The sequence below is a fragment of the Paraburkholderia heleia NBRC 101817 genome (assembly GCF_000739775.1).
GTDB classification, from domain to species: domain Bacteria; phylum Pseudomonadota; class Gammaproteobacteria; order Burkholderiales; family Burkholderiaceae; genus Paraburkholderia; species Paraburkholderia heleia.
This window is the reverse complement of the sequence record NZ_BBJH01000013.1, coordinates 157,498-172,295: the sequence shown is the minus strand read 5'-3', so window position 1 is coordinate 172,295 and position 14,798 is coordinate 157,498. Positions and strand designations below refer to the sequence as shown.

The 14,798-nt window shown below is 66.3% G+C and carries 13 protein-coding genes; 3 read left to right on the top strand and 10 right to left on the bottom strand.

Annotated elements, in window-relative coordinates:
- Nucleotides 1-13: 13 nt before the first annotated feature.
- Nucleotides 14-934 carry a ferritin-like domain-containing protein gene (locus BHE01S_RS13915; protein WP_084068839.1) on the bottom strand — a complete coding sequence of 307 codons (921 nt, stop codon included), beginning with the start codon at nt 932-934 and terminating at the stop codon, nt 14-16.
- A gap of 186 nt (nt 935-1,120) precedes the next feature.
- On the opposite strand from BHE01S_RS13915, the gene BHE01S_RS13910 reads away from it, so the two are divergent.
- The 3 genes from BHE01S_RS13910 to BHE01S_RS13900 all read left to right on the top strand — a co-directional run bounded on the left by BHE01S_RS13910 (nt 1,121) and on the right by BHE01S_RS13900 (nt 3,272).
- Entirely contained in the window at nt 1,121-1,645 is a 525-nt protein-coding gene (locus tag BHE01S_RS13910) for a gamma carbonic anhydrase family protein (protein ID WP_042264908.1), read from the top strand.
- A 78-nt stretch (nt 1,646-1,723) separates the two neighbouring features.
- Nucleotides 1,724-2,686 (top strand): Hsp33 family molecular chaperone HslO, encoded by a 963-nt coding sequence (gene hslO, locus BHE01S_RS13905; RefSeq protein ID WP_042264906.1) that lies wholly within the window; start codon nt 1,724-1,726, stop codon nt 2,684-2,686.
- A gap of 250 nt (nt 2,687-2,936) precedes the next feature.
- Nucleotides 2,937-3,272, top strand: a complete 336-nt coding sequence (locus BHE01S_RS13900) for a hypothetical protein (RefSeq protein ID WP_042264980.1) — start codon at nt 2,937-2,939, stop codon at nt 3,270-3,272.
- A 107-nt stretch (nt 3,273-3,379) separates the two neighbouring features.
- Here BHE01S_RS13900 and ftsB read toward each other — a convergent pair whose 3' ends face one another.
- The 9 genes from ftsB to BHE01S_RS13855 all read right to left on the bottom strand — a co-directional run bounded on the left by ftsB (nt 3,380) and on the right by BHE01S_RS13855 (nt 14,531).
- A complete protein-coding gene (gene ftsB / locus BHE01S_RS13895; RefSeq protein ID WP_042264905.1) occupies nt 3,380-3,802 on the bottom strand; it encodes a cell division protein FtsB in 423 nt (140 codons plus the stop codon).
- 101 nt (nt 3,803-3,903) lie between these two features.
- The gene (eno, locus tag BHE01S_RS13890; protein WP_042264978.1) at nt 3,904-5,187 is read right to left on the bottom strand and encodes a phosphopyruvate hydratase; all 1,284 of its coding nucleotides are present in this window, start codon (nt 5,185-5,187) and stop codon (nt 3,904-3,906) included.
- Between the two features lie 274 nt (nt 5,188-5,461).
- Entirely contained in the window at nt 5,462-6,316 is an 855-nt protein-coding gene (gene kdsA / locus BHE01S_RS13885) for a 3-deoxy-8-phosphooctulonate synthase (protein WP_042264902.1), read from the bottom strand.
- On the bottom strand, nt 6,313-7,974 hold the full coding sequence (locus BHE01S_RS13880; RefSeq protein ID WP_042264900.1) for a CTP synthase: 1,662 nt from the start codon (nt 7,972-7,974) through the stop codon (nt 6,313-6,315). Before BHE01S_RS13880 ends, kdsA begins: the two co-directional genes overlap by 4 nt.
- Before the next feature lie 151 nt (nt 7,975-8,125).
- A complete protein-coding gene (locus BHE01S_RS13875) occupies nt 8,126-8,929 on the bottom strand; it encodes an alpha/beta fold hydrolase (protein WP_042264897.1) in 804 nt (267 codons plus the stop codon).
- 76 nt (nt 8,930-9,005) lie between these two features.
- Entirely contained in the window at nt 9,006-11,654 is a 2,649-nt protein-coding gene (locus tag BHE01S_RS13870) for a ComEC/Rec2 family competence protein (RefSeq protein WP_042264896.1), read from the bottom strand.
- Between the two features lie 89 nt (nt 11,655-11,743).
- Nucleotides 11,744-12,532 (bottom strand): TatD family hydrolase, encoded by a 789-nt coding sequence (locus BHE01S_RS13865; RefSeq protein ID WP_042264893.1) that lies wholly within the window; start codon nt 12,530-12,532, stop codon nt 11,744-11,746.
- Between the two features lie 21 nt (nt 12,533-12,553).
- Entirely contained in the window at nt 12,554-13,285 is a 732-nt protein-coding gene (lolD, locus tag BHE01S_RS13860; RefSeq protein ID WP_042264891.1) for a lipoprotein-releasing ABC transporter ATP-binding protein LolD, read from the bottom strand.
- Nucleotides 13,278-14,531 (bottom strand): lipoprotein-releasing ABC transporter permease subunit, encoded by a 1,254-nt coding sequence (locus tag BHE01S_RS13855; RefSeq protein WP_042264889.1) that lies wholly within the window; start codon nt 14,529-14,531, stop codon nt 13,278-13,280. Before BHE01S_RS13855 ends, lolD begins: the two co-directional genes overlap by 8 nt.
- Nucleotides 14,532-14,798 lie beyond the last annotated feature (267 nt).

Below are 14,798 nucleotides of genomic sequence, written 5' to 3'. Positions count from 1 at the left end.
GCGTCTGTGCTGGTCATTCGGTCGAGTGACGCTCCGTCGCCTTCTTTGTGGCAGCCTGTTCCGCGGCGTCCTGGGCCGCCAGCGCTTCCAGTTCGGCTGCGTCGAAGCCCGCCGAGCGGCGCGCCTCGAAGTTGAACGGACCGCGCAGGCGCGGCGCGTGGTATTGCCCGGCGAGCGCGAGCCACGCGGCGTGCGGGTCGAGATCGCGCGCCTCGCACAGGTGACGGAACCAGTGGTTGCCGATGCGCACGTGTCCCACTTCGTCGCGCAGGATGATGTCGAGAATCGCGGCCGATTCGTCGTCGCCGGCCTGCTTCAGGCGCGCGCGTATGGGCGGCGAGGCGTCGAGCCCGCGCGCCTCCAGCACGCGCGGCACGAGCGCCATGCGCGCGAGCACGTCGGCGCTCGTGCGCTCGCACATCTCCCACAGGCCGTTGTGCGCGGGAAAATCGCCGTATGCGTGACCATAGTCGGCGAGCCGCGCGCGCAGCAGCGAGAAGTGATACGCCTCTTCCGCCGCGACCTTGAGCCAGTCGGCGTAGAAGGCGTCGGGCATGGCGGGGAAACGCCAGACTGCGTCGAGCGCCAGATTGATCGCGTTGAATTCGATGTGAGCCAGCGCGTGCAGCAGCACGACGCGGCCCTGAGGCGTGCTCATGCTGCGGCGCTGCAGTTCGCGTGGCTCGACGAGCGGCGGCTCGGCGGGCCGGCCAGGCAAACCGGCCGGCGCCGGGATAATGCGTTGCGGTTCCCAGCAAGGCGCAGCGGCCCGAGCCTGAGTCTTCGCGTGCAGCTCGCACACCGCGCCGGCCTTGGCGAGCGGGTCACGTTCGCGCAGCGCGGCGAGCGCGGCGAGGCGCCAGCAGGCGAGTTCGGCATCGGTTGGTCCTGGCACATCGGCGCTTGCGCTGGCGGCAGAGAAAACGGAATTCATCGGCAAAAGAAACAGGGACCGAAAACGGGAGTCAAAAACTGTCGCACGGAGGCGCCCGAAATGCACCCGGAGCGGACTGCGCACGCAACCGTTTACAATACGCGATTCACCTGCCTCGCGTGCGCAGCCGTTGCGCGTCGCCCGCACACCGGCAGGAGCCCCGCAAGACATAGGAGACTCGACACCGTGGCCATCTACAAGCTTGGCGAAGCCGCACCGACCATTCACGAAAGCGTGTTCGTCGCGGACAACGCGACGGTCATCGGCAAGGTCGAACTGGCCGAAGACTCGAGCGTCTGGTTCGGCGCGACGCTGCGCGGCGACAACGAACCGATCACCGTCGGCGCGCGCAGCAACGTTCAGGAAGGCGCGGTGCTCCACACGGACCCCGGCTACCCGCTCACGCTCGAAGCGAACGTGACCGTGGGCCATCAGGCCATGCTGCACGGCTGCACCGTGAAGGAAGGCGCGCTGATCGGCATTCAGGCCGTGGTCTTGAATGGCGCGGTAATCGGCCGCAACTGTCTGGTTGGCGCGGGTGCGGTGGTCACGGAAGGCAAGGTGTTCCCCGACAACTCGCTGATTCTCGGCGCGCCGGCCAAAGTCGTACGCGAGCTGACCGAGGCCGACATCGCCGGCCTCAGGCGCAACGCGGATGTCTACGCGCAGCGCCGCGAATATTTCAAGGCGCAGCTCGTGCGTATCGGTTGAGAGCCGAGGTGCGAGTCGCACGCTCTCGCCGTATGCGGCGCGGGCCGCGCCGCCCCGATTGAAACGAAGGAAAAGATTGTGAACGACCAGTTGCAAAAATTCATGTTCAGCGCAGCGCCGGTGCGCGGCGAGATCGTCTCGCTGGGCAACACATGGCAGGAAGTGCTCAAGCGCCGCCAGTATCCGGCGCCCGTGCGCACCGTGCTCGGCGAGATGATGGCGGCGTGCGCGCTGCTCTCGGCGAATCTCAAGTTCGACGGCACGCTGATCATGCAGATCTTCGGCGACGGCCCTGTGAAGATGCTGGTCGTGCAGTGCGGCTCGGATCTGACGATGCGCGCGACCGCCCGCCTCGGCGAAGACTTCACGGGCGAAAACGCCCTGCCGCTCGGCGAGGAACTCACGTTCGCCGACCTCGTGAATCCGGACGGCCAGGGCCGCTGCGTGATCACGCTCGACCCCGCGAAAAAGCTGCCGGGCCAGCAGCCCTATCAGGGCATCGTGCCGCTGAACGGCGAAGACGGCCCGCTCAAGTCGATCGCCGCCGTGCTCGAGCATTACATGCATCACTCGGAACAGCTCGACTCGCGCCTTTGGCTCGCCGCAAACGACGACCGCGCGGTCGGCATGCTGCTCCAGAAGCTGCCGGGCGACGGCGGGATCGTCCCGCACCAGGGCGAGCACGATCTCGATACCTGGGAGCGCGTCTGCACGCTCGGCGGCACGCTCACGCGCGACGAAATGCTCAAGGAAGACGGCGAGACCTTGTTCCGCCGCCTCTTCTGGCAGGAAAACGTGCGTCACTTCGAGCCGCTTGCGCCGCACTTCCAGTGTTCGTGCTCGCGCGAAAAGGTGGGCGCGATGCTCAAGATGCTGGGCCGCGAGGAAGTCGACGGCGTGATCGAGGAGCGCGGTCATGTCGAGATTCACTGCGACTACTGCAATCAGCGCTATGAGTTCGACCCTGTGGACGTCGCGCAACTTTTTGCCGTAACGGGGCTCTCAGAAAGCGTGAGCCCCGCCGCTCAGCATCGCCACTGAGGCAAACCAGGGCAAACTGAGACGCACCAGGGCACACTGAGGCGATCACCTCGATGCGGCGCGCAACACGGGTTGCGTCGCCGCCCCGCCCGGTGCCACGTAGACAGGCCCGGGCACCGAAAACGCAACGCGGACCTGCGTTCGATGCCTAAATTGCTTAGGCGTCCGACAGATGGAGAGAAGCATGATCCAGAAAAAACGCTTCGCACGTCCATTACACGAGCGCGCGCCGCGCGTGAGCGCGTTGCTCATGCTCGCGACGCTTGGGACGGCCGTTGCTTCGACGAGCGGCTGCATGATGGACCCGCCGGGTCCGTCGCCGATCTACAGCCGGCTGCCCGCGGCGCAGTCGGGCCTCCCGGCCGCCGCGCCCGTGCTCACGCCCGACGAAAAAGCGCGCTACGACGCGATCGACCGTCAGGTGCTCGCCGAACAGGACAATGCCATGGCCGCGGAAGCTGCCGCACAAGCCTGGTCGCGCGCCTATGCGCCGCCGGTCACCGTCTTCGGCAGCTATTACAGCGGCGGGTGGGGGAACGGCTGGGGTACGGGGGTTGGCTACGGCTATCCAGGTTGGGGCTGGTAATCGCGCGGCTTCACTACGCGAACGCGCACAACGAAAAAGGCGCGGCTCGATGCCGCGCCTTTTGTTTGCTTCCGTGCTTGCCCGCCTGCGCAGCGCACGCAACGCACTTAACCCGCCTTTTTCGCCTCCTTGCCGTGCCCATGCTTCTTTTCCGGCACTCGCGAAACGGGATTCGGCACCACCCTCACCGGCGCCGCCGACATCTCGCCGCGCGTCGAGGTATTCGACGAACCGCTCGGCGTAGCCGGCGGCGTCTGGTTCGGCGAGACGAATTGCACGAACACCTCGCTGTCCTTCACCATGCCCATCTCATAGCGGGCACGCTCCTCGACCGCCGCCGTGCCGTTCTGCAGATCCTGCACTTCGCCCGCAATGCGTTCGTTGCGCAGTTTCTCGTCGTCGTTCTGCTTTTGCTGCTGCGCGAGTTGCTGCTGCAGTTCGTGCACACGCAGCCAGCCACCATGGCCCCACCAGAGCGGATACTGGATCAGCACAAGCAGGATGATCAGAACGACAGTGACAAGCCGCATGAAAGGTGCCGGATAAATACACGCCGCCCTGCGCTATACGCAGGGCGGCGGACAGAGATGACGAAGGGTGACAGCAAGGCTGCTGCCGGAGCCGGGTCCGCTTAGCGGAGGTTATAGAACGCCGACTTGCCCGGGTAGCTGGCGATATCACCGAGATCTTCCTCGATGCGCAGCAGCTGGTTGTACTTCGAGATGCGGTCGCTGCGCGAGAGCGAACCGGTCTTGATCTGACCGGCGTTCAGGCCCACGGCGATATCGGCGATCGTCGAGTCTTCGGTTTCGCCCGAGCGGTGCGAGATCACGGCCGTGTAACCCGCGCGCTTGGCCATTTCGATTGCCGCGAAGGTTTCCGTCAGCGTACCGATCTGGTTGATCTTGATGAGGATCGAGTTGGCGATGCCCTTCTCGATGCCTTCCTTCAGGATACGCGTGTTGGTGACGAACAGGTCGTCGCCCACGAGCTGGACCTTCTTGCCGAGCTTGTCGGTCAAAACCTTCCAGCCTGCCCAGTCGCTCTCGTGCATGCCGTCTTCGATCGACACGATCGGGAACTTGTCGGCGAGGTTCGCCAGGTAGTCGGCGAATTCCGTCGACGACAGTTGCAGGCCTTCACCGGCCAGCTGGTACTTGCCGTCGTGGTAGAACTCGCTCGCTGCGCAGTCGAGCGCGAGCAGCACGTCTTCACCGGCGCGGTAGCCAGCCTTCTCGATGGCTTGCAGGATGGTCGAGAGGCACTCGTCGTTGCTGCCGAAGTTCGGTGCAAAACCGCCTTCGTCGCCCACGGCCGTGCTCATGCCGCGATCCGAGAGGATCTTCTTGAGCGCGTGGAACACTTCCGCACCGCAACGCAGCGCTTCACGGAAGGTCGGCTGGCTCACCGGCACGATCATGAATTCCTGGATGTCGAGGCTGTTGTTCGCGTGCGCGCCGCCGTTGACGATGTTCATCATCGGCACCGGCAGCTGCATCGCGCCCGAGCCGCCGAAGTAGCGGTACAGCGGCAGGCCGGCTTCTTCGGCGGCGGCCTTCGCGACGGCCATCGACACGGCCAGCATGGCGTTGGCGCCGAGGCGCGACTTGTTGTCGGTGCCGTCGAGCTCGAGCAGGGTCTTGTCGAGGAAGGCTTGTTCCGACGCGTCGAGGCCCATGATCGCCTCGGAGATTTCGGTGTTGATGTGCTCGACGGCCTTCAGCACACCCTTGCCGTTGTAGCGGCCGGCTTCGCCGTCGCGCAGTTCGATCGCTTCGCGCGAGCCCGTGGACGCGCCCGACGGCACGGCCGCGCGGCCCATCGTGCCCGACTCGAGCAGCACGTCGCATTCGACGGTGGGATTGCCGCGCGAATCCAGAATCTCGCGACCGATGATATCTACGATTGCACTCATGGTTTCCTCAGGAAATGACAGTAATTCTTGCGCGAGCTGCGCCGCCTGCATTAGCCCGCGAGGCACAACTTCCATGCTCGTTCGGGGCACACCGTCACATGGGACAGGCTGCGTGCTCGCCAGGTTCAACTTGCCGCAGCGCGACGCTCACGTTCCCGTGACCGATGCGCTGCCACGCTGCCTTGTACATCGAACGCGGTGCGGTGCGCCGCGCTGCTCCTCCATCGCGCCGCTCATGCAATCGAAGCGGCGCGCCGTACTACGTGATTCCTGCTCAGTTGAAGTCGTTCTCGAGGAACGGCGTGCGCTTGACCGCCTGGTCGAGCGTCACGAGAGTTTCGAGCAGGTCGGCCATGCGGTTCAGCGGCACGGCGTTCGGGCCGTCGGACTTCGCCTGCGCGGGGTTCGGGTGCGTCTCCATGAAGAGACCCGCCACGCCTGTGGCGACGGCCGCACGCGCCAGCACCGGCACGAATTCGCGCTGACCGCCCGAGCTCGTGCCCTGCCCGCCCGGCAACTGTACCGAATGGGTCACATCCATCACGACCGGCGCACCCGTCTCGCGCATGATAGCGAGCGAGCGCATGTCCGAGACGAGGTTGTTGTAACCGAACGAAACACCACGTTCGCAGGCGAGGAAGCGGTCTTCGGAAAGCCCCGCCTCGCGCGCGGCTTCGCGAGCCTTGTCGATCACGTTCTTCATGTCGTGCGGCGCGAGGAACTGGCCTTTCTTGATGTTCACAGGCTTGCCCGAGCGGGCGCACGCGTGGATGAAGTCGGTCTGGCGGCACAGGAACGCGGGCGTTTGCAGTACGTCCACGACCGACGCCACGGGCCCGATCTCTTCCTCCGTGTGCACGTCGGTCAGCACGGGCAGGCCGAGCTGACGCTTCACTTCGGCAAGGATGCGCAGGCCCTCGTCCATCCCGAGGCCGCGAAACGACTTGCCGCTCGAACGATTGGCCTTGTCGTAAGACGACTTGTAGATGAACGGAATGCCGAGCTTCGACGTGATTTCCTTCAGGCGGCCCGCCGTGTCGATCGTCATCTGTTCCGATTCGACGACACAGGTGCCCGCGATCAGGAAGAACGGCCTGGACAGACCTACCTCGAAACCGCACAGATTCATGCTTTCTCCTCGGCACGCGCCTCATGGTGCGCGACTGCCGCTTCGACATACGCCTTGAAGAGCGGATGGCCGTCACGCGGCGTGGACGTGAATTCCGGGTGGAACTGGACGCCGACGAACCACGGGTGCATGTCGCGCGGCAATTCCATCATTTCCGGCAGATCTTCAGTCGGCGTACGGGCGCTGATGATAAGGCCGCCGGCTTCGAGCTTGGGCACGTAGCCGTTATTGACTTCATAACGGTGGCGGTGACGCTCGTTCACGTCCTTGCCGTAGATTTCCGCCGCGAGCGTACCGGGCTTGATCGGGCAGCGCTGCGAACCGAGGCGCATCGTGCCGCCGAGGTCCGACTCTTCGCTGCGTTTCTCGACCTTGCCTTCGCGGTCGGCCCATTCGGTGATGAGCGCGACGACGCGGTCGGGCGTGTCCGGATCGAATTCCGTGCTGTTCGCGTGCTTCAGGCCCACCACGTCGCGCGCGAATTCGATCACGGCGAGCTGCATGCCGAGGCAGATGCCGAGGTACGGCACCTTCGCTTCGCGGGCGTACTGGATGGCCTTGATCTTGCCTTCGGTGCCGCGACGACCGAAACCGCCCGGCACGAGGATCGCGTCGAGATGCTTGAGACTCTCGACCCCCTCTTCGTCGATCTGCTCGGAGTCGATGTACTCGATGTTCACCTTCGCCGAGGTCTTGATCGACGCGTGGCGCAGCGCCTCGATGAGCGACTTGTACGACTCGGTCAGGTCGACGTACTTGCCGACCATGCCGATCGTGACTTCGTGCCTGGGATGCTCGAGCTTCTCGACCATTTCCGCCCAGATCGACAGATCGGCGGGCCGGGCCGAGAGCTTCAGCTCGTCGCAGACGATCGAGTCGAGGCCCTGGTCATGCAGCATCTGCGGGATCTTGTAGATGCTGTCGGCGTCCCACACCGAGATCACGGCGTCTTCGGGCACGTTCGAGAACATCGAGATCTTCGCGCGCTCGTCGTCGGGAATGCGGCGGTCGGCGCGGCACAGGAGCACGTTCGGATAGATACCGATTTCGCGCAGCTTCTGCACACTGTGCTGCGTAGGCTTGGTCTTGAGCTCGCCCGCCGTGGCGATGAACGGCACGAGCGTGAGATGCACGAAGCACGCGCTGTTGCGGCCCAGGCGCAGGCTCATCTGCCGCGCGGCCTCGAGGAACGGCAGCGATTCGATGTCGCCCACCGTGCCGCCCACTTCGACGATCGCGACATCCGGCTCGCCGCACGTCGCGGATGCCGCGCCGCGTTCGATAAACGCCTGGATTTCGTTGGTGATGTGCGGAATGACCTGCACGGTCTTGCCCAGATAGTCGCCGCGGCGTTCCTTGCGGATCACCGATTCGTAGATCTGACCCGTGGTGAAGTTGTTGGCCTTGCGCATCTTCGTCGTGATGAAGCGCTCATAGTGGCCGAGGTCGAGGTCGGTTTCCGCTCCGTCTTCCGTCACGAACACTTCGCCGTGCTGAAACGGGCTCATCGTGCCGGGGTCGACGTTGATGTAGGGATCGAGCTTGAGGAGGGTGACTTTCAGACCGCGCGATTCGAGGATCGCGGCGAGGGAGGCGGCGGCAATACCCTTGCCAAGGGAGGAAACTACGCCGCCGGTGACGAAAACATATTTGGTCATCGCTGGATGCTCGCGGGAAAAACGGATTATACCTGAAAGCAAGGGCTAACCCTGAATTTTGAGCGAGCCGGATGGGGGTCGAACGCGATGTGCGCTACGCTGCCCTGCGCGCTCCCCAGCCCCGCACGCAAGCGCGCCGGAAAGCCGGCGCTCAGGCTCCGTTTTCCATGGCGTAAAGCATGCGCTGCACCACACGCGCGGTCTCGATCGGGCGCTCCATGGGATACAGATGACTGCCCTCTATCCACTCGAAGCGCTCGCCCGCAATGCGCCGTGTTGCAGCAAGCCCGACCTGGCGCACCTCACGCGACTGCGTGCCCGCGACGAAGCTCACCGGCACGGGCGACCCGTGCACGAGCCGCGCGCCGAGCGTGTGCGGCAGCGTGCGGTAGATCATGTATTCGGTATGGCGGTCGAAGGCGAGCGTGCGGCTGCCGTCCACCGAAGTCTGGGGAATGCCGAAGTCGATATAGTCGGACAGCACGCGCTCGTCCCAGCGCGCGAACGCCGCCTTCGAATGGAAATGCCGCCAGGCCTCGTCGCGGCTCGCCCAGTTCGTGCGGCGCGTGCGCGTGGCGGCGGCAGGCGACAGGCGCTCGTCGAGGCCGGTCCACTGCGAGACCCGCAGCATACTGCTGCGCCAGCCCGCGATCACCGGCGAATCGAGCATCACGACGCCCTTGACCCACTGCGGCTTTTTCAGCGCGGCCATCAGCGAAAGATAGCCGCCGAGCGAATGGCCGACGAGCCACACGGGCTCCTCGTAAGTGCGGCCAATGTCGTCGAGCAGTTGCTCGACGAGATGCGGCCAGTCACGGGTGACCGGAAAGCGCGCGTCATGCCCGATGCGCTCGATGTAGCGCAGCTCGTAGTTGTCGCCCAGCTCGGCGAAGAACGTGCGATACGTCGAGGCCGGAAAACCGTTCGCGTGCGAGAAATGGATGACGTTTTTCAAAGGCGGCGTGTCTCTCTATTTTGTTGATCTCGTTCGTCGTTCACGCTTTCGCTCGCGCTGCTATCGGCCCGGCGCGTCAGTCCTGCGTCGGCGGTTCCATCCAGTAGCGCCGCTGCGTATCGCGAAAGCGCTCCACGGCGAGCGCGCCGGGCCGCCCCTCGACGCGCGCGGCGCCGTCGGCGTCGCTGCGCGCGAGCACGATCTGGCGGGACGCGTAGCGCGCGTAGACGCCCGCATGCGGGTGATGAAAGCGGTTCAGATAGCCTACCTGAAATATCGCGACGAGCGGCCAGACAGAATCGAGGAACGGTTCAGTCGACGAGGTCCGGCTGCCGTGATGCGGCACGACGAGCACCTGCGCGCGCAGCCGCGCGGGGTCGCGCGCGATCAGCGTGCGCTCGACGCCCGCCTCGATGTCGGCGGCGATCAGCGCGGAAACCGCGCCCGCTTGTGTTTCGCGCGTGGCGCTCGCCGCCGTCGTCACCCGCAGGACGCAGCAATGCGCGTTGGGTTTGCCCGTGAGCGGCCCGGGGTCGGGCCAGAGCACCTCGAAGTCGACGCCGTCCCACCGCCAGCGCTGTCCGGCGGCGCACTGCACGGTCTGCGCGCCGTTGGTGCGCGCGCTCGCCCAGAGCGGATGCGCGGGCAGGATGCCTGCCACGAATTCCCCCACGTCAACGGCATCGAACACGGCCTGCGCGCCGCCGGAATGATCGGAATCGTCGTGGCTGATCATCAACGTGTCGAGACGCCCTATGCCGTGCGCTTGCAGATACGGCACGACGATCCGCTCGCCCGCCTGGGTCGATTCGGGCCCCGGGCCCGCGTCGAAGAGCAGCCGGTGCCGGGCGGTTTCGACCAGCACCGACGTGCCCTGCCCGATGTCGAGCGCCGTGAGCCGGAAAGCGCCCTGCGGGGGCCCCGTGGGCGCAGGCACCAGTAACGGCAGCCACGTGAACGGCGCGATCCAGCGCAGCGGCCAGCCGCGCGGCGCAAGCCACCAGGCGACGCCCACGGCCGCGCAGGCGAGCGGCCATGCTTCGGGTTGCGGCAAACGTAGAACCGCCCACGGCAGGCCTTCGAGGGCGCCTAGCGCCGCGGCCAACCCGTCGAGGCAGGTATGAGCCGCACGTAGCGCGAACGCATCGATCGGCGCGGGCAGCGCCGCGCTCCCGATGACCAGCGGCGTGACGAACATGCTCACCCAGGGAATCGCCAAGGCGTTGGCGAACGGTCCGATCAGCGGTATTTGCGCAAACCAGCAGGCCGTGAGCGGCGCGAGCGCCAACGTCACCGCCCATTGCACGCGAGCGCTATCGCACAAGCGCGAGGCGATGCGCCGTATCACCCCATGCCAGCCGCCTCGCGGAAAATCCATGGGGACGAGACGCCGAAGCCAGCCGACGCGCGTGGCTGGCTCTGCGGTCGGCTCGACCCGGTCGCGCATCGGATCGGTGTCGTCAGCGGAAAAGTCCTGCGGCGCGTCCCGGTGCAGGCGCGGCACGCCGCTCGCAGCAAAGGGAATCGCCCCGACCGCACAAAACGAGAGCCAGAATCCGGCTGCCGTCACCGCCCACGGTTCGCGCAGCAGCACAAGCCCGAGCGCCCACGCCAGCACGTGCGAACGCGCGACTTCGCGCCCGGTGAACAGCGCGAGCGCCACGACCGCCAGCATCCAGAGCGCGCGCTGCACCGGCACATTGAAGCCGGCGAGCGCGGCATAGATGCCCGCCGCGAGCAACGCGCCCGCGACCGCAACCTTCTGCGCGGGCACGAGGAGCGGCGCCTCGATGCCGCGCCAGCTCGCGCGCCGCCACAGCGCACCCGCGACCCACCCAGCGAGCCCCGCGACGAACCCGAGATGCAGCCCGGAAATCGCCACCAGATGGCTCGTGCCCGTATTGCGCATGAGACGCCAGTCCGCGTCGCTGACCGCGTCCTGCGCACCCGTGGCGAGCGCGATGACGACGCCGCGATGCGGCGCATCGCCGAGCACCGCATCGATGCGCGCCCGCAGCGCGGCGCGCGCCCGCTCGATGCGCACGCCGATGCCGGAGGCGTCGACGGAGAGACGCACGGCATGCTCCGGATCGCTCACATAGCCGGTGGCGCGCACGCCGCGCGCGAGCAGCGCGGCTTGCGTGTCGCGCAGGCCGAAGTTGCCGTTGCCATGCGGGCGTTTGAGCCGCACGGCAAAGCGCCAGCGCGCGCCGGGCACAAGCGGCGGCAGCGGCGCTTCGCGCGCCACCCAGGAGAGCTGGATCAATTGCGGCAGCCGGATGGCGGCTGTGCGCGCTTTTTTGCTCGCTTCCCACGACTCGACGCGAAAGAGAAAGCTCGCGCCGTTCGCTCCGTAAGAAGGCAAGCTGGAGAGATAGCCGGTGACGTAGAGATCGCGCGTCTGCCAGGCAGAGGGAAGCACCTCTGCAAGCCTCGTTTCGGCACGCCAGGCCGCGTAGCCAAAACCCGCACATCCCGCCGCAAGCCATACCGCCGCCCAGCCGCTCGCCGTGCGCCAGCGTCGCCCGTAAAACAGGCCGCCACCGCGGCGAGCCGCTTCGTGAGATTCATCCGCCGGTGCAGCGGCGCCGAGCGCCCAAACCGCCCACGCCGCCGCAAGCACGGTTGCCAGAACGAGCCCGACCCACGCGCCCCGCCCCGGCAACGCCGCCTGTCGCTGCAAGACGATCACGCCCAGCGCAAACCCGCACCACATCGCCCGCATCCTGCCTCCTCGCAACGAGGGGCCGGATGCACGGACTGCGTCAATCGCCCCGCGCCGAATGCACGTCGTGCACGCCACCCCGGAAACGATTATGCAGACGAAAGCGCGAGCCGCGGCAGCGCAGCCGCCGCGTTAGCCGTCGTGCCAAGGGCGAGTTCTTCGGGGCTCACGCCCCGCAACCCTGCGAGCACGGTACCGATGCGCGGCACCTGGTCGGGGGTGTTGCGCTCGCGATAAAGCCAGGCGGGCGGGATATCCGGCGCATCGGTTTCCAGGACAATGGCTTCGAGCGGCAACTGCTGCGCGAGCCTGCGGATCTGTAGCGCGCGCTCGAACGTCAGATTGCCGCCGAAGCCCAGATGCATCCCTTGATCGACGAATGCCCGCGCCTGCTGGAAGCTGCCGTTGAACGCATGCGCAATGCCGCTCGTCACGCCGTTGCGGCGCAGCCCCTTGAGCACCTGATCCTGCGACTTGCGCACATGGCAAATCGCCGGCAAGCCGAACTCGCGCGCCAGGCGCAGCTGGGCATCGTAGAAGTGCTGCTGCCGGGCCTCGTCGAGGCCCGGCACGAAGTAATCGAGCCCGATCTCGCCAATGCCGACGAAGCGCGGATCGTCGAGACTCGCCTCGATCTCGCGGCGCAACACGTCAAGGTCGTCGTCTCGCGCCTTCGGCGTATAGAGCGGGTGGATGCCAAGCGCGTAGCGCGCGCCCGGGGTGCGGTGCGCGAGCGCGCGAACCGTCGAGAAGTTCTCGCGCGCGACCGCCGGGATCACGATGCGCGACACGCCCGCTGCGTGCGCCGCCGACGCGACCGCGTCGCGGTCGGCATCGAACTCGGCGGCGTCGAGATGGCAGTGCGTATCGGTCCACATGGCGCTCGCTCGCGGGAAGGCTCAGACCGGCACGACCGGTTCCTCGTGCAGCATGCCGTCGCGCAGGCGCACGATGCGGTCGCAGCGCGCCGCAAGGTCGGGATCGTGGGTGACGATCACGAAGCTCGTATCGAACTGGTCGGAGAGTTCGAGCATCAGGTTGAAGACCGTATCGGCCGTCGCGCCGTCGAGGTTGCCCGTGGGCTCGTCGGCGAGCACACAGGCGGGCTTCGTCACCAGCGCGCGCGCGATCGCCACGCGCTGGCGCTCGCCGCCCGACAGCTCGCCCGGCCGGTTGCGCGCGCGATGCGAGAGGCCCACGCGCTCCAGGATCTGCATCGCTTCGGTGCGTGCGTCTTCCTGCGTCATGCGGCGTATGCGCAGCGGCATCGCCACGTTGTCGAGCGCCGAGAACTCCGGCAGCAGATGGTGGAACTGATAGACGAAGCCCAGTGCGCGATTGCGCAGTTCGTTGCGCTCGCGTTCTGACAACTCGGTGAACGGCTTGCCGAGCACCGAGACCTTGCCCGCGCCCGGCTCGTCGAGTCCGCCGAGCACATGCAGCAGCGTGCTCTTGCCCGAGCCCGACGCGCCCACCACGGCGAGCTTCTCGCCGCGCTTCACTTTCAGATCGGTGTCGTGCAGCACCTGCACTGCAAGCGGGCCCTGGCCAAACACCTTCGAGACGCCGTGCGCTTCGAGCACGTACGGATAGTCGCCCGCCGCGGCGATCAGTGATTGACGGTCATTCATAGCGCAGCGCCTCCGCGGGACGAACCTTGGCCGCGCGCCAGCTCGGATAGAGCGTGGCGAGCGCGGACAGCACGAAGGCGATCGCGCCGATGCGGATCACGTCGGACGCCACGAGTTCCGAAGGCAGCTCGCTGATGAAGTACACCGAAGGCGGCAGGAACTGAATGCCGAGCAGATGCTCGATCGCCGGCACGCTCCATGGAATGCTCCATGCGATCAGGCAACCAAGTGCGATGCCGATGGCCGTGCCCACGAAGCCGATCGTCACGCCCTGCACGACGAAGATCTTCATGATCGAGCCCGGCTGCGCGCCGAGCGTGCGCAGGATCGCGATATCGGCCTGCTTGTTGGTGACGGTCATGACGAGAGACGAAACGAGATTGAATGCCGCCACCGCGATGATGAGCGTGAGAATGATGAACATCATGCGTTTTTCGATCTGCACGGCCGAGAACCAGGTCTTGTTCTGCTGCGTCCAGTCGCGGATATAGAGGTCGCCCGAGAGCGTATGCACGAGCTGGCGCGCCACCGCCGGTGCGCGCTGCATGTCCTTCAGGCGCAGGCGCACGCCGCTTGGCGCGCCGAGGCGATAGAGCACCTCCGCGTCGCGGATGTTGGTGAGCGCGAGCGTGCTGTCGTACTCGTAATGGCCCGATTCGAACACGCCCACCACAGTGAACTGCTTCAGTCGCGGCAGCATGCCGGCCGGCGTGATCGAACCCTCGGGTGCGACGAGCGTGACCTTGTCGCCCACCGTCACGCCCAGGTTCACGGCGAGATCCGCGCCAAGCACGATGCCGAAGCTGCCCGGCGTGAGGTCGTTCAGGCTGCCCGCCTTCATTTCCTTGCCGATGTCCGAGACCTGCGGCTCCTCGGAAGGCTCGATGCCGCGCAGCGCGACGCCGTTCACGCTGTCGCCGCGCGTGAGCAGCGCCTGGGCGTCGACGTAAGGCGCCGCACCAATGACTTCGGGATTGGTTTTCGCTTCCTTCGCCGTGAGCTGCCAGTCGGGCATCGTGCCCGTGGGCGAAAAGATCTCGATGTGCGCGAGCACGGAGAGCATGCGGTCGCGCACGTCGCGCTGGAAGCCGTTCATCACCGAGAGCACGACGATCAGCGCCGCGACGCCGAGCGCGATGCCCGACATCGAAATGAGCGCGATGAACGAGATGAACCCGTTGCCGGTCGTGCGTTTGCCGGCGCGGGTATAGCGCCAGCCTATCTGCCATTCGTAGGGAAGTTTCAAGCGAATCCTTTTGCGTCTTCGTTGCGCTCCGGCGCCGTATTGGCCCTGGGGCCCGCGCGCCGGACGCGCCGGAGAATATCGTGCCGGGTTGGGCGGCGATCAACCGCGAAGTTTGCCACACTGGCGGCCCTCCACGGACATTCGACGGGGTTTCCGCGAATTTTCACGCCTGAGTACCCCACCGCCGGGGGGCGTTTGCCCGCCCTCTCCTTCGAGCCACATTTCGTCCACAAGTGCCGCTGCACGCGAATAACGGGGGCAACGCGG